Annotated in this window: 23 protein-coding genes and 1 tRNA gene; 23 read left to right on the plus strand and 1 reads right to left on the minus strand. The window is 63.6% G+C overall.

The window, feature by feature from the left end; translation table 11 throughout:
• Nucleotides 1-81: 81 nt before the first annotated feature.
• The 3 genes from carA (at nucleotide 82) to greA (ending at nucleotide 5,001) form a co-directional block, all read left to right on the plus strand.
• Nucleotides 82-1,224: a glutamine-hydrolyzing carbamoyl-phosphate synthase small subunit gene (gene carA / locus LQD11_RS01305; RefSeq protein ID WP_238615899.1), complete on the plus strand. Its 1,143-nt coding sequence runs from the start codon at nucleotides 82-84 to the stop codon at nucleotides 1,222-1,224.
• Between the two features lie 82 nt (nucleotides 1,225-1,306).
• Complete coding sequence (gene carB / locus LQD11_RS01310; protein ID WP_238615900.1) at nucleotides 1,307-4,528, plus strand: carbamoyl-phosphate synthase large subunit; 3,222 nt, start codon at nucleotides 1,307-1,309, stop codon at nucleotides 4,526-4,528.
• Nucleotides 4,525-5,001 carry a transcription elongation factor GreA gene (greA, locus tag LQD11_RS01315; RefSeq protein ID WP_238615901.1) on the plus strand — a complete coding sequence of 159 codons (477 nt, stop codon included), beginning with the start codon at nucleotides 4,525-4,527 and terminating at the stop codon, nucleotides 4,999-5,001. Before carB ends, greA begins: the two co-directional genes overlap by 4 nt.
• Nucleotides 5,002-5,047: 46 nt before the next feature.
• On the opposite strand, the gene yhbY is transcribed toward greA, so the two are convergent.
• Entirely contained in the window at nucleotides 5,048-5,338 is a 291-nt protein-coding gene (yhbY, locus tag LQD11_RS01320; RefSeq protein ID WP_238615902.1) for a ribosome assembly RNA-binding protein YhbY, read from the minus strand.
• Between the two features lie 194 nt (nucleotides 5,339-5,532).
• Here yhbY and rlmE point away from each other — a divergent pair, with 194 nt between their 5' ends.
• From rlmE to LQD11_RS01420, 20 genes are all read left to right on the plus strand, one after another.
• Entirely contained in the window at nucleotides 5,533-6,156 is a 624-nt protein-coding gene (gene rlmE, locus LQD11_RS01325) for a 23S rRNA (uridine(2552)-2'-O)-methyltransferase RlmE (protein WP_238615903.1), read from the plus strand.
• Nucleotides 6,157-6,203: 47 nt separating this feature from the next.
• On the plus strand, nucleotides 6,204-8,123 hold the full coding sequence (gene ftsH, locus LQD11_RS01330) for an ATP-dependent zinc metalloprotease FtsH (protein WP_276315643.1): 1,920 nt from the start codon (nucleotides 6,204-6,206) through the stop codon (nucleotides 8,121-8,123).
• Nucleotides 8,124-8,251: 128 nt separating this feature from the next.
• The gene (gene folP, locus LQD11_RS01335) at nucleotides 8,252-9,058 is read left to right on the plus strand and encodes a dihydropteroate synthase (protein WP_238615904.1); all 807 of its coding nucleotides are present in this window, start codon (nucleotides 8,252-8,254) and stop codon (nucleotides 9,056-9,058) included.
• A 53-nt stretch (nucleotides 9,059-9,111) separates the two neighbouring features.
• Nucleotides 9,112-10,464, plus strand: coding sequence for a phosphoglucosamine mutase (gene glmM / locus LQD11_RS01340; protein ID WP_238615905.1), 1,353 nt, complete (start codon nucleotides 9,112-9,114; stop codon nucleotides 10,462-10,464).
• A 75-nt stretch (nucleotides 10,465-10,539) separates the two neighbouring features.
• A complete protein-coding gene (gene tpiA, locus LQD11_RS01345) occupies nucleotides 10,540-11,301 on the plus strand; it encodes a triose-phosphate isomerase (RefSeq protein ID WP_238615906.1) in 762 nt (253 codons plus the stop codon).
• 7 nt (nucleotides 11,302-11,308) lie between these two features.
• Entirely contained in the window at nucleotides 11,309-11,659 is a 351-nt protein-coding gene (gene secG / locus LQD11_RS01350) for a preprotein translocase subunit SecG (protein ID WP_238615907.1), read from the plus strand.
• Nucleotides 11,660-11,774: 115 nt separating this feature from the next.
• Nucleotides 11,775-11,859: transfer RNA gene (locus LQD11_RS01355), tRNA-Leu, on the plus strand.
• Between the two features lie 380 nt (nucleotides 11,860-12,239).
• Nucleotides 12,240-12,596 (plus strand): NADH-quinone oxidoreductase subunit A, encoded by a 357-nt coding sequence (locus LQD11_RS01360; RefSeq protein WP_008931995.1) that lies wholly within the window; start codon nucleotides 12,240-12,242, stop codon nucleotides 12,594-12,596.
• Nucleotides 12,587-13,063 carry a NuoB/complex I 20 kDa subunit family protein gene (locus tag LQD11_RS01365; RefSeq protein ID WP_008931996.1) on the plus strand — a complete coding sequence of 159 codons (477 nt, stop codon included), beginning with the start codon at nucleotides 12,587-12,589 and terminating at the stop codon, nucleotides 13,061-13,063. The genes LQD11_RS01360 and LQD11_RS01365 overlap by 10 nt, the downstream gene beginning before the upstream one ends.
• A gap of 27 nt (nucleotides 13,064-13,090) precedes the next feature.
• Nucleotides 13,091-13,816, plus strand: a complete 726-nt coding sequence (locus LQD11_RS01370; RefSeq protein ID WP_238615908.1) for an NADH-quinone oxidoreductase subunit C — start codon at nucleotides 13,091-13,093, stop codon at nucleotides 13,814-13,816.
• Nucleotides 13,809-15,062 carry an NADH-quinone oxidoreductase subunit D gene (locus LQD11_RS01375; protein ID WP_238615909.1) on the plus strand — a complete coding sequence of 418 codons (1,254 nt, stop codon included), beginning with the start codon at nucleotides 13,809-13,811 and terminating at the stop codon, nucleotides 15,060-15,062. Before LQD11_RS01370 ends, LQD11_RS01375 begins: the two co-directional genes overlap by 8 nt.
• Nucleotides 15,062-15,568, plus strand: a complete 507-nt coding sequence (locus tag LQD11_RS01380) for an NADH-quinone oxidoreductase subunit NuoE family protein (protein WP_008931999.1) — start codon at nucleotides 15,062-15,064, stop codon at nucleotides 15,566-15,568. Before LQD11_RS01375 ends, LQD11_RS01380 begins: the two co-directional genes overlap by 1 nt.
• A 6-nt stretch (nucleotides 15,569-15,574) precedes the next feature.
• Nucleotides 15,575-16,855 carry an NADH-quinone oxidoreductase subunit NuoF gene (gene nuoF / locus LQD11_RS01385; RefSeq protein WP_008932000.1) on the plus strand — a complete coding sequence of 427 codons (1,281 nt, stop codon included), beginning with the start codon at nucleotides 15,575-15,577 and terminating at the stop codon, nucleotides 16,853-16,855.
• A 32-nt stretch (nucleotides 16,856-16,887) separates the two neighbouring features.
• Nucleotides 16,888-19,272: an NADH-quinone oxidoreductase subunit NuoG gene (nuoG, locus tag LQD11_RS01390; RefSeq protein ID WP_238615910.1), complete on the plus strand. Its 2,385-nt coding sequence runs from the start codon at nucleotides 16,888-16,890 to the stop codon at nucleotides 19,270-19,272.
• A 27-nt stretch (nucleotides 19,273-19,299) separates the two neighbouring features.
• The gene (nuoH, locus tag LQD11_RS01395; protein ID WP_412852785.1) at nucleotides 19,300-20,352 is read left to right on the plus strand and encodes an NADH-quinone oxidoreductase subunit NuoH; all 1,053 of its coding nucleotides are present in this window, start codon (nucleotides 19,300-19,302) and stop codon (nucleotides 20,350-20,352) included.
• A 14-nt stretch (nucleotides 20,353-20,366) separates the two neighbouring features.
• Nucleotides 20,367-20,858, plus strand: a complete 492-nt coding sequence (gene nuoI / locus LQD11_RS01400) for an NADH-quinone oxidoreductase subunit NuoI (protein ID WP_238615912.1) — start codon at nucleotides 20,367-20,369, stop codon at nucleotides 20,856-20,858.
• A gap of 18 nt (nucleotides 20,859-20,876) precedes the next feature.
• Nucleotides 20,877-21,470 (plus strand): NADH-quinone oxidoreductase subunit J, encoded by a 594-nt coding sequence (locus tag LQD11_RS01405; protein ID WP_238615913.1) that lies wholly within the window; start codon nucleotides 20,877-20,879, stop codon nucleotides 21,468-21,470.
• A 149-nt stretch (nucleotides 21,471-21,619) separates the two neighbouring features.
• Nucleotides 21,620-21,925, plus strand: a complete 306-nt coding sequence (gene nuoK, locus LQD11_RS01410; RefSeq protein WP_090204636.1) for an NADH-quinone oxidoreductase subunit NuoK — start codon at nucleotides 21,620-21,622, stop codon at nucleotides 21,923-21,925.
• Between the two features lie 3 nt (nucleotides 21,926-21,928).
• Nucleotides 21,929-23,929 carry an NADH-quinone oxidoreductase subunit L gene (nuoL, locus tag LQD11_RS01415; protein ID WP_238615914.1) on the plus strand — a complete coding sequence of 667 codons (2,001 nt, stop codon included), beginning with the start codon at nucleotides 21,929-21,931 and terminating at the stop codon, nucleotides 23,927-23,929.
• A 57-nt stretch (nucleotides 23,930-23,986) separates the two neighbouring features.
• Complete coding sequence (locus LQD11_RS01420; RefSeq protein WP_238615915.1) at nucleotides 23,987-25,501, plus strand: NADH-quinone oxidoreductase subunit M; 1,515 nt, start codon at nucleotides 23,987-23,989, stop codon at nucleotides 25,499-25,501.
• The last annotated feature ends 8 nt before the right edge of the window (nucleotides 25,502-25,509 follow it).

The raw sequence follows: 25,509 nt of genomic DNA on the forward strand, positions 1-25,509 counted from the left end.
CATTCAACAGGTCTTGAAATCCCTGACAGGGCTGGTTGGGTCTCCCAACCCGCCCTGTTTCTATGTGTGCCGGAGGACTCTTTGAGAACCACACCCGCCTTGCTGGCTTTGGAAGATGGCAGTCTGTTTCACGGTTACGCCCTGGGTGCGGAAGGAACCACCGTGGGTGAAGTCGTGTTCAATACATCCATGACCGGTTATCAGGAAATCCTCACGGATCCTTCCTATTCGCGTCAGATGGTGACGCTCACCTATCCCCACATCGGCAACACCGGTATCAATCCCGAGGACGAGGAAGCCGAAGGCCCCCAGGCCGCCGGACTGATCGTCCGCCATGTGCCCGAGCGCATGTCCAACTGGCGTGCCACCGAAACCCTGCCCGATTACCTCAAGCGCCACGGCATCGTCGCCATCACCGGCGTGGATACCCGTCGCCTGACCCGTCTGCTGCGGGAAAAGGGTGCCCAGAACGGCTGCATCATGGCCGGCGAGGTGGACGAGGCCAAGGCCCTGGAAGCTGCCCGCGCCTTCCCCGGCATCAACGGCATGGATCTGGCCCGGACCGTCACCACCGATACCACCTTTGAGTGGACCGAGGGTGGCTGGAGCCTGGGTGAAGGCTATCGGCAAGAACCCGTCGAGCGCCCTTTCCACGTGGTCTGCTACGACTTCGGCGTCAAGCGCAACATGCTGCGTCTGCTGGTGGATCGGGGTTGCCGTGTCACCGTGGTGCCCGCCACCAGTACCGCCGAGGAGATCCTGGCCCTGAATCCGGACGGTGTCCTGCTTTCCAATGGTCCCGGTGATCCGGCGCCCTGTGATTACGCCATCCGCGGCATTCAGGGGCTGCTGGAAAGAAACATCCCCCTGTACGGGATCTGTCTGGGGCATCAGCTGCTGGGGCTGTCCGTGGGTGCGAAGTCCATGAAGATGAAGTTCGGCCATCATGGCGCGAACCATCCGGTTCAGGATCTGGCCACCGGCAAGGTGATGATATCCAGTCAGAACCACGGCTTTGCCATCGACGAGAAGACGTTGCCGGCCAATGCCCGGACCAGTCATCGTTCCCTGTTCGACGGTACCCTGCAGGGCATCGAACTGACCGACCGGCCCGCCGTGAGTTTCCAGGGCCATCCCGAGGCCAGTCCCGGCCCCGAGGACGTGGCCCCGCAGTTCAATCGGTTCATCGAGATGATGAGAGCCCGTCGGGGTTCCGGCGCCTAGTCCTGGTTCCGCATTAAAGACCGCCCCCCATTTTGCCCGCCGGCGCCTTCAACGGCGCCGGGCTGTTCACGGTAGGACACGCATGCCAAAGAGAACCGACATCCAGAGCATCCTCATCATAGGCGCCGGCCCCATCGTCATCGGCCAGGCCTGTGAGTTCGACTACTCCGGCGCCCAGGCCTGCAAGGCCCTGCGCGAAGAGGGTTACCGGGTCATCCTGGTCAACTCCAACCCCGCCACCATCATGACCGACCCGGAGATGGCCGATGCCGTCTACATCGAGCCGGTGGAGTGGAAGACCGTCGCCCGCATCATCGAGCGGGAGCGCCCGGATGCGGTGCTGCCCACCATGGGCGGACAGACCGCCCTCAACTGTGCCCTGGATCTGGCCCGCAACGGCGTGCTGGAAAAGTTCGGCGTCGAGCTGATCGGCGCCACCGAAGACGCCATCGACATGGCCGAGGACCGGGAGCGCTTCCGTCAGGCCATGGACGAGATCGGCCTGGCCTCGCCCAAGGCCTTTATGGTCAACAGCTGGGAAGAGGCCCAACGGGTGCAGCCGGAGATCGGCTATCCCATCATCATCCGTCCCTCCTTCACCATGGGCGGTAGCGGCGGCGGCATTGCCTACAACCGGGAAGAATACGAAGAGATCGTCAAGCGCGGCCTGGACCTGTCTCCGGTCAACGAGGTGCAGGTGGAGGAATCCGTGCTGGGCTGGAAGGAGTACGAGATGGAGGTGGTTCGCGACCGCGCGGACAACTGCATCATCATCTGCTCCATCGAGAACCTGGACCCCATGGGTGTGCATACCGGTGACTCCATCACCGTGGCCCCGGCCCAGACCTTGACGGATAAGGAATACCAGATCATGCGCAACGCCTCCCTGGCGGTGCTGCGCAAGATCGGCGTGGACACCGGCGGCTCCAACGTGCAGTTCGCCGTGAACCCGGAGGATGGCCGTCTGGTGGTCATCGAGATGAACCCCCGGGTATCCCGTTCCTCGGCCCTGGCTTCCAAGGCCACCGGCTTCCCCATTGCCAAGGTGGCGGCCAAGCTGGCCGTGGGCTTCACCCTGGATGAACTGCGCAACGAGATCACCGGCGGCGTGACCCCGGCTTCCTTCGAGCCGTCCATCGACTACGTGGTGACCAAGATCCCCCGGTTCACCTTCGAGAAGTTCCCCACCGCCAAGGCCAAGCTGACCACCCAGATGAAGTCCGTGGGCGAGGCCATGGCCATCGGCCGCACCTTCCAGGAATCCTTCCAGAAGGCCCTGCGCAGCCTGGAAACCGGCAGTGACGGCCTCAACGAGATGGTGGATCTGAACGCGGAAGATGCCGAATCCATCATCCGCAGCGAGCTGGCCGATGCCGGTCCCGAGCGCATCTGGTACGTGGCCGATGCCTTCCGCTTCGGCCTGACGCTGGAGCAGGTGCATGAACTCAGCCGCATCGATCCCTGGTTCCTGGCCCAGATCCAGGAATTGGTGGACATCGAGCAGGACCTCAAGAGCCGCTCCCTGAAGGATCTGGATCGCCGGACCCTGTTCACCCTCAAGCAGTACGGTTTCTCCGACCGCCGCCTGGCCAAGCTGCTCGACGAGACCGAGCGGACCGTGCGTGCCTACCGTCATGAACTGGGCATCCACCCGGTCTACAAGCGGGTGGATACCTGTGCCGCCGAGTTCGCCTCCACCACCGACTACATGTACTCCACCTATGAGGAGGAGTGCGAGGCCAATCCCTCCAGCCGCGAAAAGATCATGGTCCTGGGCGGCGGCCCCAACCGGATCGGGCAGGGGATCGAGTTCGACTACTGCTGCGTGCATGCCGCTCTGGCCATGCGCGAGGATGGTTACGAAACCATCATGGTCAACTGTAATCCGGAGACCGTTTCCACCGATTACGACACCTCCGACCGGCTGTTCTTCGAGCCGCTGACCCTGGAGGACGTGCTGGAGATCGTGCACCTGGAAAAACCCAAGGGCATCATCATCCAGTTCGGCGGTCAGACCCCGCTGAAGCTGGCCCGGGACCTGGAGGCCGCTGGCGCGCCGGTGATCGGCACCACCCCGGACTGCATCGACCTGGCGGAGGACCGGGAGCGCTTCCAGCAGCTGATCGAGAAGCTGGAGCTGGTTCAGCCCCCCAACCGCACCGCCCGCAGCGTGGACGAGGCGGTACGCCACGCGGAGGCCATCGGCTATCCGGTGGTGGTACGTCCTTCCTACGTGCTGGGTGGTCGTGCCATGGAGATCGTCTATAACGAAACCGACCTGCGCCGCTACATGCGCGACGCGGTGAAGGTGTCCAATGATGCCCCGGTGCTGCTGGATCGCTTCCTGGACGATGCCGTGGAGGTGGACGTGGATGCCATCTGCGACGGCAAGGACGTGCTCATCGGCGGCATCATGCAGCACATCGAGCAGGCCGGCGTGCACTCCGGTGACTCCGCCTGTTCCCTGCCGCCCTACAGCCTGAGCATGGCGCTGCAGAATCAGATCGTCGAACAGGTGCGCAAGATGGCGCTGGCCCTGGGCGTGGTGGGGTTGATGAACACCCAGTTCGCCATCCAGCGGGATCGCATCTTCGTGCTGGAGGTGAACCCCCGTGCCTCCCGTACCGTGCCCTTCGTTTCCAAGGCCATCGGCATGCCCCTGGCCAAGATCGCCGCTCGCTGCATGGCCGGCCGCTCCCTGGTGGAGCAGGGGGCCACCGAAACCGTGGTGCCTGACTATTACTCGGTGAAGGAAGCGGTCTTCCCCTTCATCAAGTTCCCCGGCGTGGACCCCATCCTCGGCCCCGAGATGAAGTCCACCGGCGAGGTCATGGGCATGGGCCGCAATTTCCCCGAGGCCTTTGCCAAGAGCCAGCTGGGTGCCGGCGTCAAGCTGCCCGAGACCGGCAAGGCCTTCATCAGCGTGCGCGAGGTGGACAAGCCCGGCATCATCCAGGTGGCCAAGGAGCTGGCGGCCCGGGGCTTCGAGCTGATCGCCACCCACGGTACCGCCCAGGCCCTGGAGGCCGCCGGCGTGACCTGCGAGCGCATCAACAAGGTGACCGAGGGTCGGCCCCATATCGTCGACATGATCAAGAACGACGAGATCAGCCTGATCATCAACACCACCGAGGGCAAGCAGGCGATTGCCGACTCCTTCACCATCCGTCGTGAAGCCCTGCAGCACAAGGTGACCTATACCACCACCCTGGCCGGTGCCTATGCCACGGTCCAGGCCCTGGAGTATCTGGACAGCGACCTGGTGTACTGCCTGCAGGACATGCACAAGGAGACCCGCTCATGAACAAGACGCCTCTGACGGTACGCGGGGCCGAATTGCTCAAGACGGAGCTGCAGCGCCTCAAGAGCGAGGATCGTCCACGGGTGATCGCCGCCATCGCCGAGGCCCGTGCCCACGGCGATCTGAAGGAAAATGCCGAGTACCATGCCGCGCGTGAGCAGCAGGGCTTCATCGAGGGGCGCATCAAGGAACTGGAGGCCAAGCTCTCCAATGCCCAGATCATTGATGTGACCACCCTCAACGCCGGCGGCAAGGTGGTCTTCGGCGCCACCGTGGAACTGGTGGACCTGGACTCGGATGCGGAGGTGACGTATCAGATCGTGGGTGACGACGAGGCCGATATCAAGATGGGCCTGATTTCGGTGAATTCACCCATCGCCCGAGCCCTGATCGGCAAGCATGAAGGGGACGAGATCCACTTCAGTGCCCCGGGCGGGGAAAAGCACTTCGAGATCGTGGCGGTACACTACCGCTGACGGCCACGGCCGGCCCTTCCCCCGGGCGGGGGAAGGGCCGGGACGCTCAGGGGAGTTCGATCACCGGCTTGTCCGGGTTGCGCCGGAACAGGGTGGCGATGAATCCCACCCGCTGTACCAGTTCCGCCCCGGTCTGCCCGCAGATCTCATGGATCGCCGCGTCCCGCTGTTCCCGGTCGCCGATGGCGACCTTGATCTTGACGAGTTCATGGTGGTCCAGCGCCTTGCGGATTTCCTCCATGACCGGCTCGGTGAGGCCGTTGCGGCCGATGCTGACCACGGGTTTACGGGAGTGCGCCAGGGCACGCAGGTGCTTGATGTGTCTTTCAATGGGCATGTCAGGGAAAAATCCGCAAGAATAACCAGGACGCGGGAGCATCCCGCGAGGTGACAGGACGGCCGGGGCATGCGGGCCGTTCCTCAAGTCGCCGAGTCTAGCATGCGCATACCCGCTGTAGGAGTCCGACCCCGGGCAATATTCCCCCGCGGCACCGACTTCACACAGGGAAGCAACCCCGGAAATCCTGACCCATGGCACGTAGCAAGACCAGCAGCCGCTGGCTCAAGGAACACTTCAGCGATCCCTTCGTCCAGAAGGCGCAACAGGAAGGTTGGCGCTCCCGCGCCGTTTATAAGCTGCAGGAGATCCAGGCCCGTGACCGGATCATCCGACCCGGCATGCGGGTACTGGACCTGGGGGCTGCTCCCGGTGGCTGGACCCAGTTCGCCGTCGGCGAGGTGGGGCGCAAGGGGCGGGTGATCGCTTCCGACATCCTGCCCATGGATCCCATCGAGGGGGTGGCCTTCATCCAGGGGGATTTTCGCGAGGAAGCGGTGCTTGAAGCCATCCTCGCCGCCCTCGGCGATGAGCCGGCAGACCTTGTAATTTGCGACATGGCCCCCAATACCAGTGGTGTGGAGGCCGTGGATCAGCCCCGGGCCATGTATCTGGCGGAGCTGGCCCTGGATACGGCGGGCCGGGTGCTGAAACCCGGTGGTGATTTCCTGGTCAAACTGTTCCATGGGACAGGCTTTGACGACTATGTGAAGACCCTGCGCGGACAGTTCGACAAGGTGCAGATCCGCAAGCCCGAGGCGTCACGGTCCCGATCGCGGGAGGTTTATGCGTTGGCCAGGGGCGCCAAACTGGTGTAAGGTCAGCTAAACCACGAGCACACGACAGACAAAGTCGAGGTAGACCCTTGAACGAGCTGGTAAAAAACCTGATTATCTGGGCGGTTATCGCCATCGTGCTGATGTCGGTGTTCAACAACTTCAGCCCGACGCAACCTCAGCCCCAGGCCTGGTCCTATTCGGAATTCCTCAACGAGGTGAAGGCCGGACGCATCGACAGCGTCTTCATCGAGGACAAGACCATCCACGGCCGTACCATCGGCGGCGAGCGCTTCAATACCTACGCCCCCAATGATCCGGGTCTGATCGGCGACCTGCTGGCCAGCAATGTGGAGATCCGCGTCGAGGAACCCGCCCAGCGTTCCCTGCTGACGGACATCCTCATCAGCTGGTTCCCCATGCTGCTGCTGATCGCGGTCTGGATCTACTTCATGCGCCAGATGCAGGGTGGTGCCGGCGGTCGGGGGGCGATGTCCTTCGGCAAGAGCAAGGCCCGCATGATGAGCGAGGACCAGATCAAGGTCACCTTCGGCGATGTGGCCGGCTGTGACGAGGCCAAGGAAGACGTGGCCGAGCTGGTGGACTTCCTGCGCGACCCCAGCAAGTTCCAGAAGCTGGGCGGCAAGATTCCCCGCGGCGTCCTGATGGTGGGCTCCCCCGGTACCGGCAAGACCCTGCTGGCCAAGGCCATTGCCGGCGAAGCCAAGGTGCCCTTCTTCAGCATCTCCGGTTCCGATTTCGTGGAGATGTTCGTGGGCGTGGGTGCCTCCCGGGTCCGCGACATGTTCGATCAGGCCAAGAAGCATGCCCCCTGCATCATCTTCATCGACGAAATCGATGCCGTGGGCCGCCATCGTGGCGCCGGTCTGGGGGGAGGGCATGACGAGCGCGAGCAGACCCTGAACCAGTTGCTGGTGGAAATGGATGGTTTCGAGGGCAGCGAAGGCATCATCGTCATTGCCGCCACCAACCGTCCCGACGTGCTGGACCCGGCACTGCTGCGTCCCGGTCGCTTCGACCGTCAGGTGGTGGTGCCCCTGCCGGATGTGCGCGGTCGCGAGCAGATCCTCAAGGTCCACATGCGCAAGGTACCCCTGTCCGAGAACGTGCGCGCCGACCTGATCGCCCGCGGTACGCCCGGCTTTTCCGGTGCCGACCTGGCCAACCTGGTCAACGAGGCCGCCCTGTTTGCGGCGCGCTCCAACAAGCGACTGGTGGAGATGATCGACTTCGAGCGCGCCAAGGACAAGATCATGATGGGCGCCGAGCGCAAGTCCATGGTGATGAGCGACGACGAGAAGAAGTTGACCGCCTATCATGAGGCCGGTCACGCCATCGTCGGCCGCCTGGTGCCCGAGCATGATCCGGTCTACAAGGTGAGCATCATCCCCCGCGGGCGTGCCCTGGGTGTGACCATGTTCCTGCCCGACGAGGACCGCTACAGCCACAGCAAGACCCGACTCGAGAGCCAGATCTGCTCCCTGTTCGGCGGCCGCATCGCCGAGGAGATCATCTTCGGCGCCGACAAGGTGACCACGGGCGCCTCCAACGACATCGAACGGGCCACGGCCATTGCCCGCAACATGGTGACCAAGTGGGGCCTGTCCGATCGCCTCGGTCCGCTGTCCTACGGCGAGGAGGAGGGCGAGGTGTTCCTCGGCCGCCAGGTGACCCAGCGCAAGCAGATGTCCGACGAGACGGCGCACGCCATCGACGAGGAGATCCGTCGCGTCATCGACACCAGCTACGAGCGTGCCAAGGAGATCCTTGAAGCCAACATGGAGAGGCTCCATACCATGGCCGACGCCCTGATCAAGTTCGAGACCATCGACGTGGATCAGATCAACGACATCATGGAAGGGCGCGAGCCCCGTGAGCCCGGTGGCTGGACCGGCGGCAGTGAATCCGGTCCCGGTGGCGCGGCCGGTCGTGATCAGGAAAAGGGTGACAGCAAGGGTGTCATCGGCGGCCCCGCCAGCCAGACCTGATGCCGTCATCACTGTGTGAAACGGGCCGTTGATGAACGGCCCGTTGGAGAAGCCGCCTTTTCGAGGGCGGCTTCTTTGTTTCAAACCTGCCCCCTTCATCGATCGATCCCGTACCCCGGATGCATGACATGAGCCATCACGCCGCGTTGCCCCAGATCATGGGGATTCTCAATGTCACCCCCGATTCATTTTCCGACGGTGGCCGTTTCCTGGCGCCGCGGCAGGCCATCGAGCGAGCGCTCGCCATGGTGGAGGAGGGTGCGGACATCATCGACGTTGGGGGGGAGTCCACCCGTCCCGGGGCGGCCGGGGTGTCCCTCCAGGAAGAACTGGATCGGGTCATCCCGGTGGTTGAGGCCATTGCCGCACGGGTGGATGCGTTGATCTCGGTGGATACCAGCAAGCCGGAAGTGATGCGCGAGGCCTGCGCCGCCGGTGCCGGCATGATCAATGATGTCTTCGCCCTGCAGGCCCCCGGCGCCCTGGCCGTGGCGGCCGGGACGAAGGCGCGGGTCTGTCTGATGCACATGCAGGGAGAGCCCCGCGGCATGCAGGTCGATCCCCGTTATGACGATGTGGTGGCGGAGGTGCGGAATTTTCTCGCCGCCCGCGTGGCCGCCTGTCTTGAGGCGGGAATTCCGAGGGATCACCTGGTGCTGGATCCGGGGTTTGGTTTCGGCAAGACTCATGAACACAATCTCGCCCTTTTCCGGCAGTTGCCGGCGCTGGTCGTGGATGGGTTGCCCTTGCTGGTGGGGGTGTCCCGCAAGAGCATGATCGGTAAAATGCTCGGCGATGACCGCCCGCCCCGGGAGCGCATCACGGGGAGTGTGGCGGCGGCCTTGCTGGCAGCCCAGCGCGGGGCCCGGATTCTGCGTGTCCACGACGTGGGCGCGACCCGGGATGCACTGCGCGTGCTGGCTGCCCTGGCATAGCCAACGACGACAGCACTGCCCCGCCAGGCTCATTCACTGACTCAGGTACGACCATGGAAAGACAATATTTCGGTACCGACGGCATCCGCGGCCGCGTCGGACAGCATCCCATGACCCCGGATTTTGCCCTGCGCCTGGGCTGGGCGGTTGGACGGGTGCTGGCGCAGGACGGCAAGGGCCTGGTCCTGATCGGCAAGGACACCCGGGTTTCGGGTTACATGTTCGAGTCCGCCATGGAGGCCGGCCTGTCCGCCGCCGGCGTGGATATCCGTCTCCTCGGGCCCATGCCCACGCCCGCCGTGGCCTACCTGACCCGTACCTTCCGCGCCTCGGCCGGCATCGTCATCAGTGCCTCGCACAATCCCTATTACGACAACGGCTTCAAGTTCTTTTCCAGCAGCGGCAACAAGCTCCCGGATGCGGTGGAGCAGGCCATCGAGGCGGAGCTGGAAAAACCCATGGAGACGGTGGATTCCGCCAAGCTGGGCAAGGTGGAGCGAATGGTGGACGCCGCCGGTCGCTATATCGAGTTCTGCAAGGGTACGATCCCCACCGGCACGACCCTGCGCGGACTGAAGATCGTGGTCGACTGTGCCCATGGCGCCACTTATGCGGTGGCGCCCCACGTGTTCGAGGAATTGGGCGCCGAGGTGATTCCCGTCGGCGTGGAGCCGGACGGCTTCAACATCAACGAGGGTTGCGGTTCCCTCCATCCTCGGCAGCTCCAGACCGCGGTGCTGACCCATCAGGCGGATCTGGGCATCGCCCTGGACGGGGACGGCGATCGCCTGATCCTGGTGGACGAAAAGGGTGAAGTGGTGGATGGTGACCAGGCCCTGTGCATCATTGCCCTGGCCCGGCATGCGGACGGCATCCTGCAGGGCGGGGTGGTAGGCACCCTCATGAGCAATCTGGGGCTGGAGCAAGCCCTGTCGGCCAAGGGGATCCCGTTTCGCCGTGCCGCCGTGGGGGATCGTTATGTGATGGAGGCCCTGCAGTCGGAAGGCTGGGTGCTGGGTGGGGAATCCTCCGGACATCTGATCTGCCTGGACCGCACCAGTACCGGAGATGGGATCGTGGCGGCCCTGCAGATTCTGGAGGTCATGCGCGCCTCCGGCAGACCCCTGTCGGCGTTGAAGGCGGTGATGGAGAAGTATCCGCAGACCCTGGTGAATGTCCCCATCAACGCCGCCACATCTCGTGCGTCCCTGCTGGACCACCAGGAGATCACCACGGCGTTGCAATCGGCCGAGGACACCCTGGCCGGTCGCGGACGTGTCCTGCTGCGCCCGTCGGGCACCGAGCCCCTGGTCCGCGTGATGGTGGAAGGTTCCGATCTGCGCCTGGTGGGGCGGATTGCCCAGGATCTGGCCGATGTGGTGCGCCGGGCCGCCGAGGCAGGATGAAATTGATTTATCCGCGCCGCGAAGGTAGGATTCCCGGCTCCATACAACACGCAGTGCGAACTCAGGAGCAGATTCATGCGCAGGCCCCTGGTAGCCGGTAACTGGAAGTTGAATGGTTCACGCAGTGCCAACCAGACCCTGATGCAGGCGCTGGTGGGTCCCGTGAGCGGACTGGGCAAGGTGGACGTGGCGGTCTGTCCCCCCTTTGTCTACCTGGAACAGGTGGCGGGGCTGTGCCGGGACGGCGGCATCGCACTGGGTGCCCAGGACGTGTCGGATCAGGACAATGGTGCCTTCACCGGCGAGGTGTCCGGAGACATGCTGCGGGAGATGGGCTGCACCTGTGTGATCGTGGGCCATTCCGAGCGCCGTACCTTGTACGGCGAGGATGATGCCTTTACCGCGCGCAAGTTCGCCGCTGCCCGTCGCCATGGTCTGACCCCCATCCTGTGTGTGGGTGAGCTGCTGGAAGAGCGTGAAGCCGGCGTCACCGAATCCGTCGTGGCGCGCCAGCTGGATGCGGTGTTGGCGGTGGAGGGGATTGAAGCCCTGTCCGATGCCGTGATTGCCTATGAGCCCGTGTGGGCCATCGGTACCGGCAGGACCGCCACGCCCGAACAGGCGCAGGCGGTGCATGCCTTCATTCGTGCCCGTCTGGCGGACCGGGATCCGGACGTGGCGCGGAAGGTGCGTATCCTGTATGGCGGCAGCGTCAAAGCCGATAACGCCGCCGAGCTGTTTGCACAACCCGATATCGATGGCGGCCTGATCGGCGGCGCCTCACTCAAGGCCTCGGATTTCCTGGCAATCTGCAAGGCCGCAGAACAAGCAGGTTGAAATCGTCATGCTGTATGGCATTTTGCTCGTTATCCAGGTCATCCTGGCCATTGGACTGATCGCCCTGATCCTGCTGCAGCATGGCAAGGGGGCGGACGCCGGCGCGGCATTCGGCAGCGGGGCTTCGGCCACCGTGTTCGGGGCTCGTGGCTCCGCCAACGCCCTCAGTCGCGCCACCGCCTTCACGGCCACGGCCTTTTTCGTCAATAGTCTGGCGCTGGCCTATCTGGTGGCCAATCGGCCCGAGGCGCCCAGTGTCATCGATCTGATCGATGCCGCCCCTCGCGTCATCGAGCAGCCGGTGGAACAGGTGCCTGCCGATCGCGTGCGCGACGTCCCGGCCGACGTGCCGAATTGATTGGAAAATAAAGCGAAATTTGGGGTTCACCCCGGCGCGGTTTCTGATAGAATGCCGGTCCGGCGGGCAAGCTGACATGGCTCGGCTAACCGCCGGAACCTCGTTGCTCGATATTGCAGATGTGGTGGAATTGGTAGACACGCCGTCTTGAGGGGGCGGTGGCGAAAGCCGTGTCGGTTCGAGTCCGACCATCTGCACCATCTTTTTTGTCCTTGTCAGTCCTGATCCTGCATCCAGCGCCAATTTTCCCGCACCTCTTTTCTGTGCGGGGCGCGTCTTCCCCGCGCGGGGTCTTGCCCGCCTGGCAGGATTTTCGTGACGACCGCTCGGCCTCCCTCGGGAGGGCGAAATATTGCGACTTGTCAAAATAATTTACTGACTTATCAATGCATTAGTTTTATTGGGAGCTTGACACTTTTTTTATGGGTGTCCTAGACTCGCCCGGACCTCTGAAGCATTGGCACTTTACGCCGGCTCAAATAACTAATAAAAAGATGTGCCTGGACTTGAATCACGGGCACACGAAAAATCACCAAGTCCTGCCCCAGGTCATTCAGCGCTGGGTCAGGAGGAGAGGGAAATGCTGGAAAACTACCTGCCAATACTGGTGTTCATTGGCATCGGGCTGCTTGTCGGCGTCATTCCCCTGGCGATCGGCATGGCCGTGGGGCCACGCAAGCCCGATAGTGCCAAGGACTCGCCCTATGAGTGCGGCTTCGAGGCTTTTGAAGACTCCCGCATGAAATTCGACATCAGGTTCTACCTGGTGGCCATTCTCTTCATCATCTTCGATCTGGAAATCGCGTTTCTCTTCCCCTGGGCCGTGGCCCTGGATGAGATCGGCATGTTCGGCCTGCTCGCCATGGCCATGTTCCTCGGCATCCTGGTGATCGGCTTCATCTACGAGTGGAAGAAGGGGGCCTTGGAATGGGAATAGAGGGCGTCCTGGAAAAGGGCTTTGTCACCACCTCTGCGGACAAGCTCATCAACTGGGCCCGGACCGGATCGCTCTGGCCGATGACCTTCGGCCTGGCTTGCTGCGCCATCGAGATGATGCATGCCGGTGCCGCCCGCTACGACATGGACCGGATGGGGGTGATTTTCCGTCCCAGTCCGCGCCAGTCCGATGTCATGGTGGTGGCCGGTACCCTGTGCAACAAGATGGCACCCGCCCTGCGCAAGGTCTATGACCAGATGGCCGAGCCCCGCTGGGTCATTTCCATGGGATCCTGCGCCAACGGAGGAGGGTACTATCACTACTCCTACTCGGTGGTGCGCGGCTGTGACCGCATCGTGCCCGTGGATGTCTATGTCCCCGGATGTCCTCCCACCGCGGAGGCCCTGTTGTACGGCATTCTGCAATTGCAGAACAAGATCCGTCGCACTCAGACCATTGCCCGCTAGCCGGCGGTCTCCAGCCTGGACTTCACGATGAGCGAGAAACTCGACAGACTGGCCGCGTGCCTGGAAGAAAAGATCAAGGGCCGGATCAGGAGCCTGCACCAGGCCTGTGACGAACTGACCCTCGAAGTCTCCGCCGGGGACCTGCCGGGTGTTGCCGGGATATTGCGCAGGGACCCGGAACTGGGGTTCGACATGCTGGTGGATGTCTGCGGGGTGGACTATTCCGCCTACGGGGTGACGGAATGGACCACCGAGTCCTCCACTGCCGAGGGCTTTAGCCGCGGGGTGGAGAAGGCCACCTTCGGCCGTTTCACCTTTGATGAAGCCCCGCCTGCCTCCGGCCGCTCCGGCTCCCGTTTCGCCGTGGTCTACCACCTGCTTTCGGTGGCCCACAATCACCGCCTGCGGATCCGGGTGTACTGCGAGGATGACGAGTTTCCCACCATGCCGTCCCTGGTGGAGGTCTGGAACAGCGCCAACTGGTTCGAGCGCGAGGCCTTCGACCTGTTCGGCATCGTCTTCAATGGTCATCCGGACCTGCGTCGCATCCTCACCGACTACGGCTTTGTCGGCCATCCCTTCCGCAAGGACTTCCCCCTGGTGGGCCATGTGGAGATGCGCTACGACCCGGAACAGCGCCGGGTGATCTACCAGCCCGTGACCATCACCCCCCGGGTCCTGGTGCCCAGGGTGATCCGCAAGGACCATCGCTATCTGGACGATGCCGCCGAGGAGAAGTCCGCCGATGCCTGAGATTCGCAATTACACGCTTAACTTCGGCCCTCAGCACCCGGCCGCCCACGGGGTGCTGCGACTGGTGCTGGAGATGGACGGCGAGGTGGTGCAGCGTGCCGATCCCCATATCGGTCTGCTGCACCGGGGCACGGAAAAACTGGCCGAGAGCAAGCCGTACAACCAGAGCATCGGCTACATGGATCGCCTGGACTACATGTCCATGATGGCCAACGAGCACGGCTACGTGAAGGCCATCGAGCGCCTGATGGGGATTGAGCCGCCGCTGCGTGCCCAGTACATCCGGGTCATGTTCGACGAGATCACGCGGATCCTGAACCATCTGCTGTGGCTGGGCACCCACGCCCTGGACGTGGGCGCCATGACCATGTTCCTGTACTGCTTCCGCGAACGCGAGGACCTGATCGACTGCTACGAGGCGGTCAGCGGTTCCCGCATGCACGCCACTTACTACCGTCCCGGCGGCGTCTATCGGGATTTGCCCGGCACCATGGCCCAATATGAGCCTTCCCGCTGGAAGAGCGCGGCGGATGTGAAGCGCCTCAACCAGAGCCGCTCCGGCTCCCTGCTGGATTTCATCGAGGATTTCACCCACCGCTTCCCGACCTGCGTGGACGAGTATGAAACCCTGCTCACGGATAACCGCATCTGGAAGCAGCGTACCGTGGGGATCGGTGTGGTCAGCCCGGAGCGCGCCCTGCAGATGGGTCTGACCGGTCCCATGTTGCGCGGCTCCGGAGTGGCCTGGGATCTGCGCAAGAAACAGCCCTACGCCGTCTATGACCGCATGGATTTCGATATTCCGGTGGGGGTCAACGGCGACAGCTACGACCGCTATCTGGTCCGGATCGAGGAGATGCGTCAGTCCAACCGCATCATTCGTCAGTGCGTGGAATGGCTCAAGGCCAACCCGGGTCCGGTGATGATCGACGATCACAAGGTCGCACCGCCGCCGCGGGAGGAAATGAAGGCGGACATGGAGTCCCTGATTCATCACTTCAAGCTCTTCACCGAAGGTTACTGTGTGCCCGAGGGCGAGGTGTATTCCGCGGTGGAGCATCCCAAGGGGGAGTTCGCGGTGTATCTGATCTCCGATGGGGCCAATAAGCCCTACCGGGTCAAGGTCCGGCCGCCGGGATTCGTCCATCTGTCAGCCCTGGACGAGATGTCCCGGGGTCACATGCTCGCCGACGTGGTCACCCTGATCGGCAGCCTGGATATCGTGTTCGGGGAGATTGACCGCTGATGTCAGCCAACCAGACCAAGGGGAAGGCCAGCCTGCTCAATGCGCATCTGCGCGAGGAGATCGATCAGTGGTTGGCCCGCTATCCGGAAGACCGGCGCCGCTCCGCGGTGCTGGGGGCCTTGCGGGCCGTCCAGCATGAGCAGGGGCATCTGAGTACCGAGATGATGGATGCGGTGGCCGAGTACATCGGCATGCCCGAGATCGCCGTCTACGAGGTGGCCAGTTTCTACTCCATGTTCGAGCTGGAGCCGGTGGGGCGTCACAGCATCTCCGTCTGCACCAATGTCTCCTGCATGCTGCGCGGCGCCGACAAGATCCTCGACCACGTGGAAAACAAGCTGGGCATCAAGCTGGGGGAGTCCACGCCGGACGGCCGCTTCTTCCTCAAGAAGGAAGAGGAGTGCCTGGCGGGTTGCTGCGGCGCCCCCATGATGCAGGTGAACCACGTCTATCATGAGCATCTCACCCCCGAGAAGGTGGATGAGATCCTGGACAAGCTGGAGTAGACGCCCATGACCAACCGCATCTGCTTCATCACCCGCCAGTTCGATGAACCCTGGACCTATGACAACTACCTCAAGGTGGGCGGGTACAAGGCCCTGGAAAAGATCATCGCCGAGAAGATGACCCCGGACCAGGTCATCGAAGAGGTGAAAGCCTCCAATCTGCGGGGCCGCGGCGGGGCCGGGTTCCCCGCGGGTCTCAAGTGGAGCTTCATGCCGCGCACGGCGCCGGGCCAGAAGTACGTGGTGTGCAACTCGGATGAATCCGAGCCGGGCACCTGCAAGGACCGGGACATCCTGCGCTTCAATCCCCACGCCCTGGTGGAAGGCATGATCATCGCCGGTTATTCCATCGGCGCCACCGTCGGCTACAACTACATGCGCGGCGAGTTCATGGACGAGCCCTATCAGCGCTTCAGCCAGGCGGTGAAGGAGGCCTATGACCACGGCTGGCTGGGGCGGAACATCAAGGGCAGCGGTATTGATTTCGATCTGTATCCCACCCTGGGCGCCGGCGCCTACATCTGCGGCGAGGAAACCGCCCTGCTGGAATCCCTGGAGGGCAAGAAGGGCATGCCCCGGTTCAAGCCGCCGTTTCCGGCCAACTTCGGTCTCTACGGCCGGCCCACCACCATCAACAACACCGAGACCCTGTCCTCGGTGCCCGCCATTATCCGTGAGGGCGGCGAGTGGTTTGCCGCCCTGGGGGTGGAACGCTCCGGCGGCGAGAAGTTGTTTTCGGTGTCCGGGCACGTGGAACGCCCCGGGAACTACGAGGTGCCGATGGGTACGCCGTTTGCCGACCTGCTGGCCATGGCCGGCGGGGTCTGGAAGGGGCGCAAGCTCAAGGCGGTGATCCCCGGGGGTTCCTCCGTGCCGGTGGTGCCGGGGGATCTCATGATGACCGCCACCATGGACTATGACGGCGTGACCAAGGTGGGTTCCATGCTGGGTTCCGGTGCCGTCATCGTCATGGATGAGACCACCGACATGGTCAAGGTGCTGCAGCGTATCTCCCGCTTCTATTTCGCCGAGTCCTGCGGTCAGTGCACGCCCTGCCGCGAGGGCACGGGATGGCTCTATCGCATGGTCACGCGCATCGTGGAAGGCCAGGGCCGCATGGAAGACCTGGCGCGGCTGGACGAGGTCGCGGCCAAGATCGAGGGACGCACCATTTGCGCCCTGGGCGATGCCGCCGCCATGCCGGTGCGCAGTTTTGTGAAGCACTTCAGACACGAGTTCGAACACTACATTCAGCACGGTCGCAGCCTGGTGGCGGACGCGGCCTGACGGGTGCGGAACGGGGCAACGGGAAGTGAAGCATGAGTGACGATCTGGTCAACTTCGAGGTCAACGGCATCCCCCTGCAAGCCAGGAAGGGGAGCATGTTGATCGCCGCGACGGATGCCGCCGGTATCCGTATCCCGCGCTTCTGCTACCACGAGAAGCTGTCGGTGGCGGCCAACTGCCGCATGTGCCTGGTGGAGGTGGAGCGGGCACCCAAGCCCATGCCGGCCTGCGCCACTCCGGTGGCCGAGGGTATGAAGGTCTACACCCGGTCGCCCAAGGCCCTGGCCGCCCAGAAGGCGGTCATGGAATTCCTGCTCATCAATCACCCCCTGGACTGCCCGGTCTGTGACCAGGGCGGGGAGTGCGAACTGCAGGATGTCTCCATGGGCTATGGCGAGGACCTGTCCCGCTACAGCGAGGCCAAACGCGTGGTCAGGGACAAGGACATCGGCCCCCTGATCGCCACCGAGATGACCCGCTGCATTCACTGCACCCGCTGCGTGCGTTTCGGCGAGGAGATCGCCGGCATGCGGGAACTGGGCGCCACCGGTCGTGGCGAACGGCTGGAGATCGGGACCTTTGTCCAGCGTACCGTGGTGTCCGAGCTTTCGGGCAATGTCATCGACCTGTGTCCGGTGGGGGCGTTGACCGCCAAGCCGTCCCGTTTCACCTACCGGGCCTGGGAACTGATCCAGCACCCCACCGTGTCTCCCCATGACTGCGTGGGCTCCAACCTGTTCCTGCACACCGACAACGGTCAGGCCAAGCGAGTGGTGCCCCGTCGCAATGACGGCGTGAACGAAACCTGGATCGCGGACCGCGACCGGTTCAGCTATGCCGGCCTGCAGTCGGAAGATCGCCTCACCACGCCCATGATCCGCGACCGGGGAGAGTGGGTGAGCACCGATTGGGAAACGGCCATGACCCGCGTCATCGAGGGGCTGCGGGCACAGCCGGCTACCGAGTGCGGTGTCCTGCTGTCCCCCCAGTCCAGCCTGGAAGAACTCTATCTGGCCCAGCAGTGGCTGCGGGGCATGGGGATCCAGTCCCTGGACCATCGCCTGCGGCAGACTGACTTCTCGGATCAGGACCAGGCGCCCCTGTTCCCCTATCTGGGCAGCAGCCTGGAGGATCTGGAGGAGACCGGCGGTCTGCTGCTGGTGGGCGGCGACGTCCGCAAGGAACAGCCCATGTTGGCCCACCGCCTGCGCAAGGCGGCCCTCAAGGGGCGGCCGGTGATGGCCATCAATCCGCGGGATTTCGGCTTCCACTTCCCCCTCGCGCACCAGCGGGTCACCGACCCTCACGGCATGCTCACGGCCCTGGCCGGGGTACTGCGGGCGGCACTGGCCGGCGCGGGACAATCGGCGCCGGCCGCCCTGGTCGACGTGCTCAAGGCCGTCAAGCCCGATGCCGTCGATACCGCCATGGCCGAGGTGCTGGCCCAGGCCGGGGCGCGGGGACAGGTGCTGCTGGGTACCCAGGCCATGCACCATCCCCGGTTTACCTTGCTGCGCGCGCTGGCGGGTGCCCTGTGCGAGGTCACCGGTGCCCGCCTGGGATACCTGCCCGAAGGCGGCAATGCCGCCGGTGCCTGGCTGGCGGGTGCGGTGCCTCACCGGGGCGCTGCCGGGGCGGCCCTGCAGACGGAGGGACGTCATGTGCAAAGCCTGCTGGCCGACGGCATGAAGGCCTGTGTCCTGCTGAACGTGGAACCGGAACTGGATTGCGACAATCCCGCCCAGGCCCTGCAGGCCCTGCAGGGAGCGGAGTTCGTGGTGGCCATGACACCGTTCGTCACCGAGACCCTGCGTCGCCATGCCCATGTGCTGCTGCCCATCGCCACCTTTGCCGAGACCTCCGGCACCTGGGTCAATGGGGAAGGCCGCTGGCAGAGCGTGCCCGGCGCCGCCACCCCGCCGGGGGACACCCGTCCCGCCTGGAAGGTATTGCGGGTACTGGGCAACATGAGCGATCTGGCCGGGTTTGAATACCTGTCCTCGGAAGAGGTGAGGGATGAACTCAAGGCCCGCCTGGCCGAGGCGGGCATCTCCGGTTTCGACAACCGGGTTTCCCTGGAGGGCCGTCACCTGGCCCTGCCGCCCAGGCCTGCCGGGCTGCAACGGGTTTCCGCCACCGCCATGTACGGGGTGGACAGCCTGGTGCGCCGGTCCCTGCCTCTGCAGCAGACGCCGGAGGCCCTCGATCGCGCGGCCCGCATCAGCGAGACACAGGCCCGCGGCCTGGATCTGCTGGGGGCCGAGGAAGTGGTGGTGCGCCAGGGCAAGTTGACTGCCCGCATGAGGCTGATGATCGACGATACGGTACCCGCCGGCTGTGTCTGGCTGCCGGGTGGCATCACGGAAACAAGCACCCTCGGCCCCGCATACGGGCCGGTGGAACTGCACAAGGTTTAAGGTCGGGGTCCGAGCATGCAGCAAGCCATGATGGAATTCTGGGACGGGTTGCCCGTGATCATGCAGATCATGACCAAGATCATGATGATCGTCGGCCCCCTGTTGCTGGTGGTGGCCTACACCACCTTCGCCGAGCGCAAGGTGATCGGCTACATGCAGGTGCGGGTGGGACCCAACCGGGTGGGGCCGCGAGGGTGGCTGCAGCCCATCGCCGACTCCCTCAAGCTGCTGCTCAAGGAAGTCATCATTCCCAGCAACTCGGACAAGTATCTGTTCCTGATCGCCCCGGTACTGGCCATTGCCCCGGCCCTGGCGGTATGGGCGGTGATCCCCTTCGATGACGGCATGGTGCTGGCCGACATCAACGCCGGCCTGCTGTATCTGCTGGCCCTGAGTTCGGTGGGTGTCTACGGCATCATCATCGCCGGCTGGGCCTCCAACTCCCGCTACGCCCTGCTGGGGGGGATGCGATCCGCCGCCCAGATCGTGTCCTACGAGATCGCCATGGGGTTTGCCCTGGTGGGCGTGGTGATGGCCGCCGGCAGCCTGAATCTGGGTGAGATCGTCATGTCGCAGCAGGGCAGTGTCTATCACTGGTTCCTGCTGCCCCTGTTCCCCCTGTTCCTGGTCTACCTGATCTCCGGGGTGGCGGAGACCAACCGTGCGCCCTTCGACGTGGCGGAAGGGGAGTCGGAGATCGTGGCCGGTTTCCATGTGGAATACTCCGGCATGGCCTTTGCCATCTTCTTCCTGGCCGAATACGCCAACATGATCCTGATCTCGGCGCTGACTGCCCTGCTGTTCCTGGGGGGCTGGCTGTCGCCCTTTGAGGGCATCCTGCCCGAGAGCGCCTTTGCCCTGCCGGTGATCGGCTGGCTGCTGGACAGCGGTATTCACTGGCTGCTGATCAAGACGGCCTTCTTCCTGTTCTGTTTCCTCTGGTTCCGCGCCACCTTCCCGCGCTACCGCTATGACCACATCATGCGGCTGGGCTGGAAGGTGCTGATTCCCGTGACCATCGTGTGGCTGTTTGTCCTGGGCGTGGCCTTTGCCCTGGGCATCGGTCCCTGGTTCGCATAAGGGAGGCTTTCATCATGAGCACGGCGATTCGCCAGTTCTTCAAGACCTTCCTGCTGTGGGAGCTGCTGTTGGGCATGAAGCTCACCGGTCGGCACTTCTTTGCCCGCAAGATCACCGTCCAGTATCCGGACGAGACCACGCCGATCTCGCCCCGTTTTCGCGGCCTGCATGCCCTGCGCCGCTATCCCAACGGGGAAGAGCGCTGCATCGCCTGCAAGCTGTGCGAGGCGGTGTGTCCGGCGCTGGCCATCACCATCGAGTCGGAAGAGCGGGATGACGGCACCCGCCGGACCAGCCGTTACGACATCGATCTGTTCAAGTGCATCTTCTGCGGCTTCTGCGAGGAGGCCTGCCCGGTGGATTCCATCGTCGAGACCCACATCATGCACTACCACTTCGAAAACCGTGGCGAGCAGATCATGACCAAGGACAAGCTGCTGGCCATCGGTGACAAGTACGAGGCGCAGATTGCCGCCGCCCGTGCCGTCGATGCGCCCTACCGCTGATCAGGGGGACTGCCTTTCATGAGTTTCGAACAGTTTCTGTTCTACTTCTTCTCCGCCATCCTGGTGGGTTCGGCCGTGGCCATGATCACGGTGCGCAACCCGGTGCATGCGGCCCTGTTCCTGGTGCTGGCCTTTTTCACCAGCGCCGCCCACTGGATCATGCTGGAGGCGGAGTTCCTCGGCATCCTGCTGGTGCTGGTCTATGTGGGGGCGGTGATGGTGTTGTTCCTGTTCGTGGTCATGATGCTGGACATCAACGTGGCCCGGGTCAGGGAGGGGTTTGTCAGGTTGCTGCCGGTGGGACTGGTGGTGGCGGTGGGCATGATGGTGGTGATGGCCATGGTGGTGGGGGCCAGGGTGTTCCAGGTGGAATCTCCGGGCCGCGCCGATGCGGACTACAGCAATACCGAGGCCATCGGCCAGTTGCTCTATACCGAGTACGTGTATCCCTTCGAGATCGCTGCCGTGATCCTGCTGGTGGCCATCATCGCGGCCATCGTGCTGACGTTGCGGCGCCGGCCCGATAGCCTCTACATGGATCCGGCGGAACAGATCAAGGTGCAGCGCAAGGACCGCGTGCGCCTGATCAAGATGGAAGCGGAAAAGAAGTAGCGTCACATGGGCCGATGGACCCTGGATCCTGTTGTCATGGCCGGATCGGCATGGCGGGCGGATTTCAGGACTGAATCTACAGGGCTGAATGAAAACACCCAAGCGGGCGCCGTGGCGAGACCTGCGCTGGGCCAAAAACGGGACCAAGCATGATTCCTCTGTCGCATTACCTCATCCTTGGGGCGATCCTGTTCGCGCTGAGCGTCACCGGGATCTTCCTGAACAGGAAAAACCTGATCCTCCTGCTCATGTGCATCGAGCTCATGTTGCTGGCGGTGAACATGAACTTCATTGCCTTCTCCCATTACCTGGGGGATCTGGCGGGGCAGATCTTCGTGTTCTTCATCCTCACCGTGGCAGCGGCGGAGGCGGCCATCGGCCTGGCCATCCTGGTGCTGGTGTTCCGTAATCGACAGACCATCAACGTCCAGGATCTGGACGAGATGAAGGGGTAGGGCATGGATACTATCTATCTGCTCATCGTACTCGCCCCCCTGTTCGGGGCCATCGCCGCCGGTCTGTTCGGCCAGCAGCTCGGGCGGACCGGGGCGCATACCGCCACCATCGCCGGGGTGGCCGTCTCCTTCCTGCTCTCGCTGGTGGTGTTCTGGCACCACGTGATCGGCGGGGCCGAGGTCTACAACGAGACCGTCTACACCTGGCTGGTCAGTGACGGCATCCGCTTCGAGGTGGGGTTCCTGATCGACAACCTCACCGCCCTGATGATGCTGGTGGTGACCTTCGTCTCCCTGATGGTGCACATCTACACCATCGGCTACATGCATGAGGACCCGGGCTATCAGCGCTTCTTTGCCCTGATTTCCCTGTTCACCTTCTCCATGCTGATGCTGGTGATGGCCAACAACTTCATGCAGCTGTTCTTCGGCTGGGAGGCCGTGGGCCTGGTGTCCTACCTGCTCATCGGCTTCTGGTTCAAGCGGCCCACCGCCATCCATGCCAACCTCAAGGCCTTCATCGTCAACCGGGTGGGGGACTTTGCCTTCGTGCTCGGGATTGCCGCCATCGTCTTCTACACCGGCAGCCTGGACTACGCCACCGTCTTCGGTCAGGCCGAAGGCATGTCCCAGGCCGGCATCAGTGTCCTGCCGGGCACCGAATGGTCCCTGCTGACCGTGGCCTGCATCCTGCTGTTCATCGGTGCCATGGCCAAGTCGGCCCAGGTGCCCCTGCATGTGTGGCTGCCCGACTCCATGGAAGGCCCCACCCCCATCTCGGCCCTGATCCACGCCGCCACCATGGTGACGGCGGGGATCTTCATGGTGGCGCGCATGTCGCCCCTGTACGAATTCTCCGTGACCGCCCTGAGCTTCGTGCTCATCATCGGTGCCGTCACCGCCTTCTTCATGGGGCTGGTGGGGCTGGTGCAGAACGACATCAAGCGGGTGGTGGCCTATTCCACTCTGTCCCAGCTCGGTTACATGACGGTGGCCCTGGGCGCCTCCGCCTATGCGGCGGGCATCTTCCACCTCATGACCCATGCCTTCTTCAAGGCCCTTCTGTTCCTGGCCGCCGGTTCGGTGATCATGGCCATGCATCATGAGCAGGACATCCGTCGCATGGGCGGGCTGCGCAAGTACATGCCCATCACCTATGCCACCGCCCTGATCGGCTCCCTGGCCCTGATCGGCTTCCCCGGATTCGCCGGCTTCTTCTCCAAGGACGGCATCATCGAGGCCGTGTCACTGTCGGAGATTCCGGGGGCGGGTATTGCCTACGTGCTGATATTGCTGGGGGTGTTCGTCACCGCCCTGTACACCTTCCGCATGTTCTTCCTGGTGTTCCACGGCGAGGAGCGTTTCCGCCATGCGGCACCCGGCACCGACCACGATCACGGACACGACCATGAGGGCCACGGTCACGGCCTGAAGGGAGATCCGAAGGAGTCACCCTGGGTGGTCACCGTGCCCCTGATCCTGCTGGCGATTCCCTCGGTGCTGGCGGGTTACTTCGTCGGTCCCATGCTGTTCGGCGATTTCTTTGCCGGCGTGATCCATGTGGACGAGACCCGGGATGTACTGGCCCGTCTGGGCGAGGGCTACACCGGCGTCACGGGCTTCATCGCCCACGGCCTGGCGATGCCGCCCTTCTGGCTGGCGATGGCGGGTCTGGCCACGGCCTGGTACGTCTACATGAAGCGCCCGGACATTGCCGACAGCGCCCGCCGTCGTGCGCCCTGGGCCTACGACCTGCTCAACCGGAGCTATGGCTTCGACCAGTTCAATGAGGCGGTGTTCGCCAAGGGGACCCAGCGCCTGGGGCAGTGGTTGTGGCGCTTTGGTGACACGCTGGTGATCGATACGGCCATCGTCAACGGCAGTGCCAGGACGGTGGGCTGGTTGTCCCGGCAGGTGCGTCATGTGCAGACGGGCTATGTGTATCACTACGCCTTCGCCATGATCATCGGTCTGCTGGTGCTCATCATGGCGTTTGCCTTCTAGCGCGGTCGTGCTGGGTGCAACGACAGGATCAACGCAGGATTCCACTGGGAAGAAATAATGTTCGCTGACTGGCCACTGCTCTCTCTTGTGATATGGACGCCGATTCTCGGCGGCCTGATCGTCCTGACCATGGGTGACCGGATGCCCGAGGCATCCCGGCGCGTGGGCCTGGCCTTCGCGGTGCTGACCTTCCTGGTGAGCATCCCGCTGTTCACCCAGTTCGACCGCGGCACCCACGAGATGCAATTCGTTGAGATGATCCCCTGGATCAGCACCTTCAACATCCATTACCACCTGGGCGTGGACGGGATCTCCATGCCGCTGATCCTGCTCACCACCTTCATCACGGTGCTGGTGGTCATTGCCGCCTGGGAAGTGATACAGCATCGGGTGTCCCAGTACCTGGCTGCCTTCCTGATCATGGAGGGCCTGATGAACGGGGTCTTCTCGGCCCTGGACGCGGTGCTGTTCTACGTCTTCTTCGAGGCCATGCTGATCCCCATGTTCCTGGTGATCGGCATCTGGGGCGGCCCCAACCGGATCTACGCCACCCTCAAGTTCTTCCTCTACACTTTCCTGGGCTCGGTGTTCCTGCTCATCGGCCTGATCTATCTGTATACCCAGTCCGGCAGCTTCGCCATCCTGGACTTCCACCATCTGCCCCTGGGCATGACCGCCCAGATGCTGATCTTCCTGGGCATGCTGCTGGCCTTCGGGGTGAAGATTCCCATGTTCCCGGTCCATACCTGGTTGCCGGATGCCCACGTGGAGGCACCCACCGGGGGGTCGGTGATCCTGGCGGCGATCATGCTCAAGATCGGCGGCTACGGCTTCCTGCGCTTCTCCCTGCCGATTGCCCCGGACGCGGCCATGGCCCTGGACTGGCTGATGGTCACCCTGTCCCTGATCGCCGTGGTCTACATCGGCCTGGTGGCCCTGATGCAGCAGGACATGAAGAAGCTGATCGCCTACTCGTCCATCGCCCATATGGGTTTCGTGACCCTGGGCTTCTTCATCGTCTTCATGATCTACAACAACACCGGTTCCTGGCAGGGGGCTGCCCTGGGGATCAGCGGCGGCATGGTGCAGATGATCTCCCACGGTCTGATCTCCGCGGCCATGTTCCTCTGCGTGGGGGTGCTCTATGACCGCATGCACAGCCGCCGGATCGCCGATTACGGCGGCGTGGCCAACACCATGCCCTGGTTCGCCGCCTTCTTCGTCCTGTTTGCCATGGCCAACACGGGACTGCCGGGTACCTCGGGGTTCGTGGGCGAGTTCATGGTGATCCTGGCCGCCTTCCGCGCCGACTTCTGGATTGCCCTGCTGGCCGCCACCACCCTGATCCTGGCCGCGGCCTATACCCTGTGGCTGGTGAAGCGGGTGGTCTACGGCGAGGTGGCCAATGACAACGTGGCCAAACTGACGGATGTGAACCGGCGTGAGTTCTGGGTGCTGGGCGTGCTGGCCTTTGCCGTGCTCCTTCTGGGGGTCTGGCCGGCGCCCTTGCTGGATGTGCTGGACGCCACCGTGGACAACCTGGTGCGGCATATCGCCGTTTCCAAGCTCTAAGCTCTCCT

Origin of the sequence: Ectothiorhodospira shaposhnikovii (genome assembly GCF_022227765.1) — a bacterium.
In the GTDB taxonomy this organism is placed as follows: domain Bacteria; phylum Pseudomonadota; class Gammaproteobacteria; order Ectothiorhodospirales; family Ectothiorhodospiraceae; genus Ectothiorhodospira.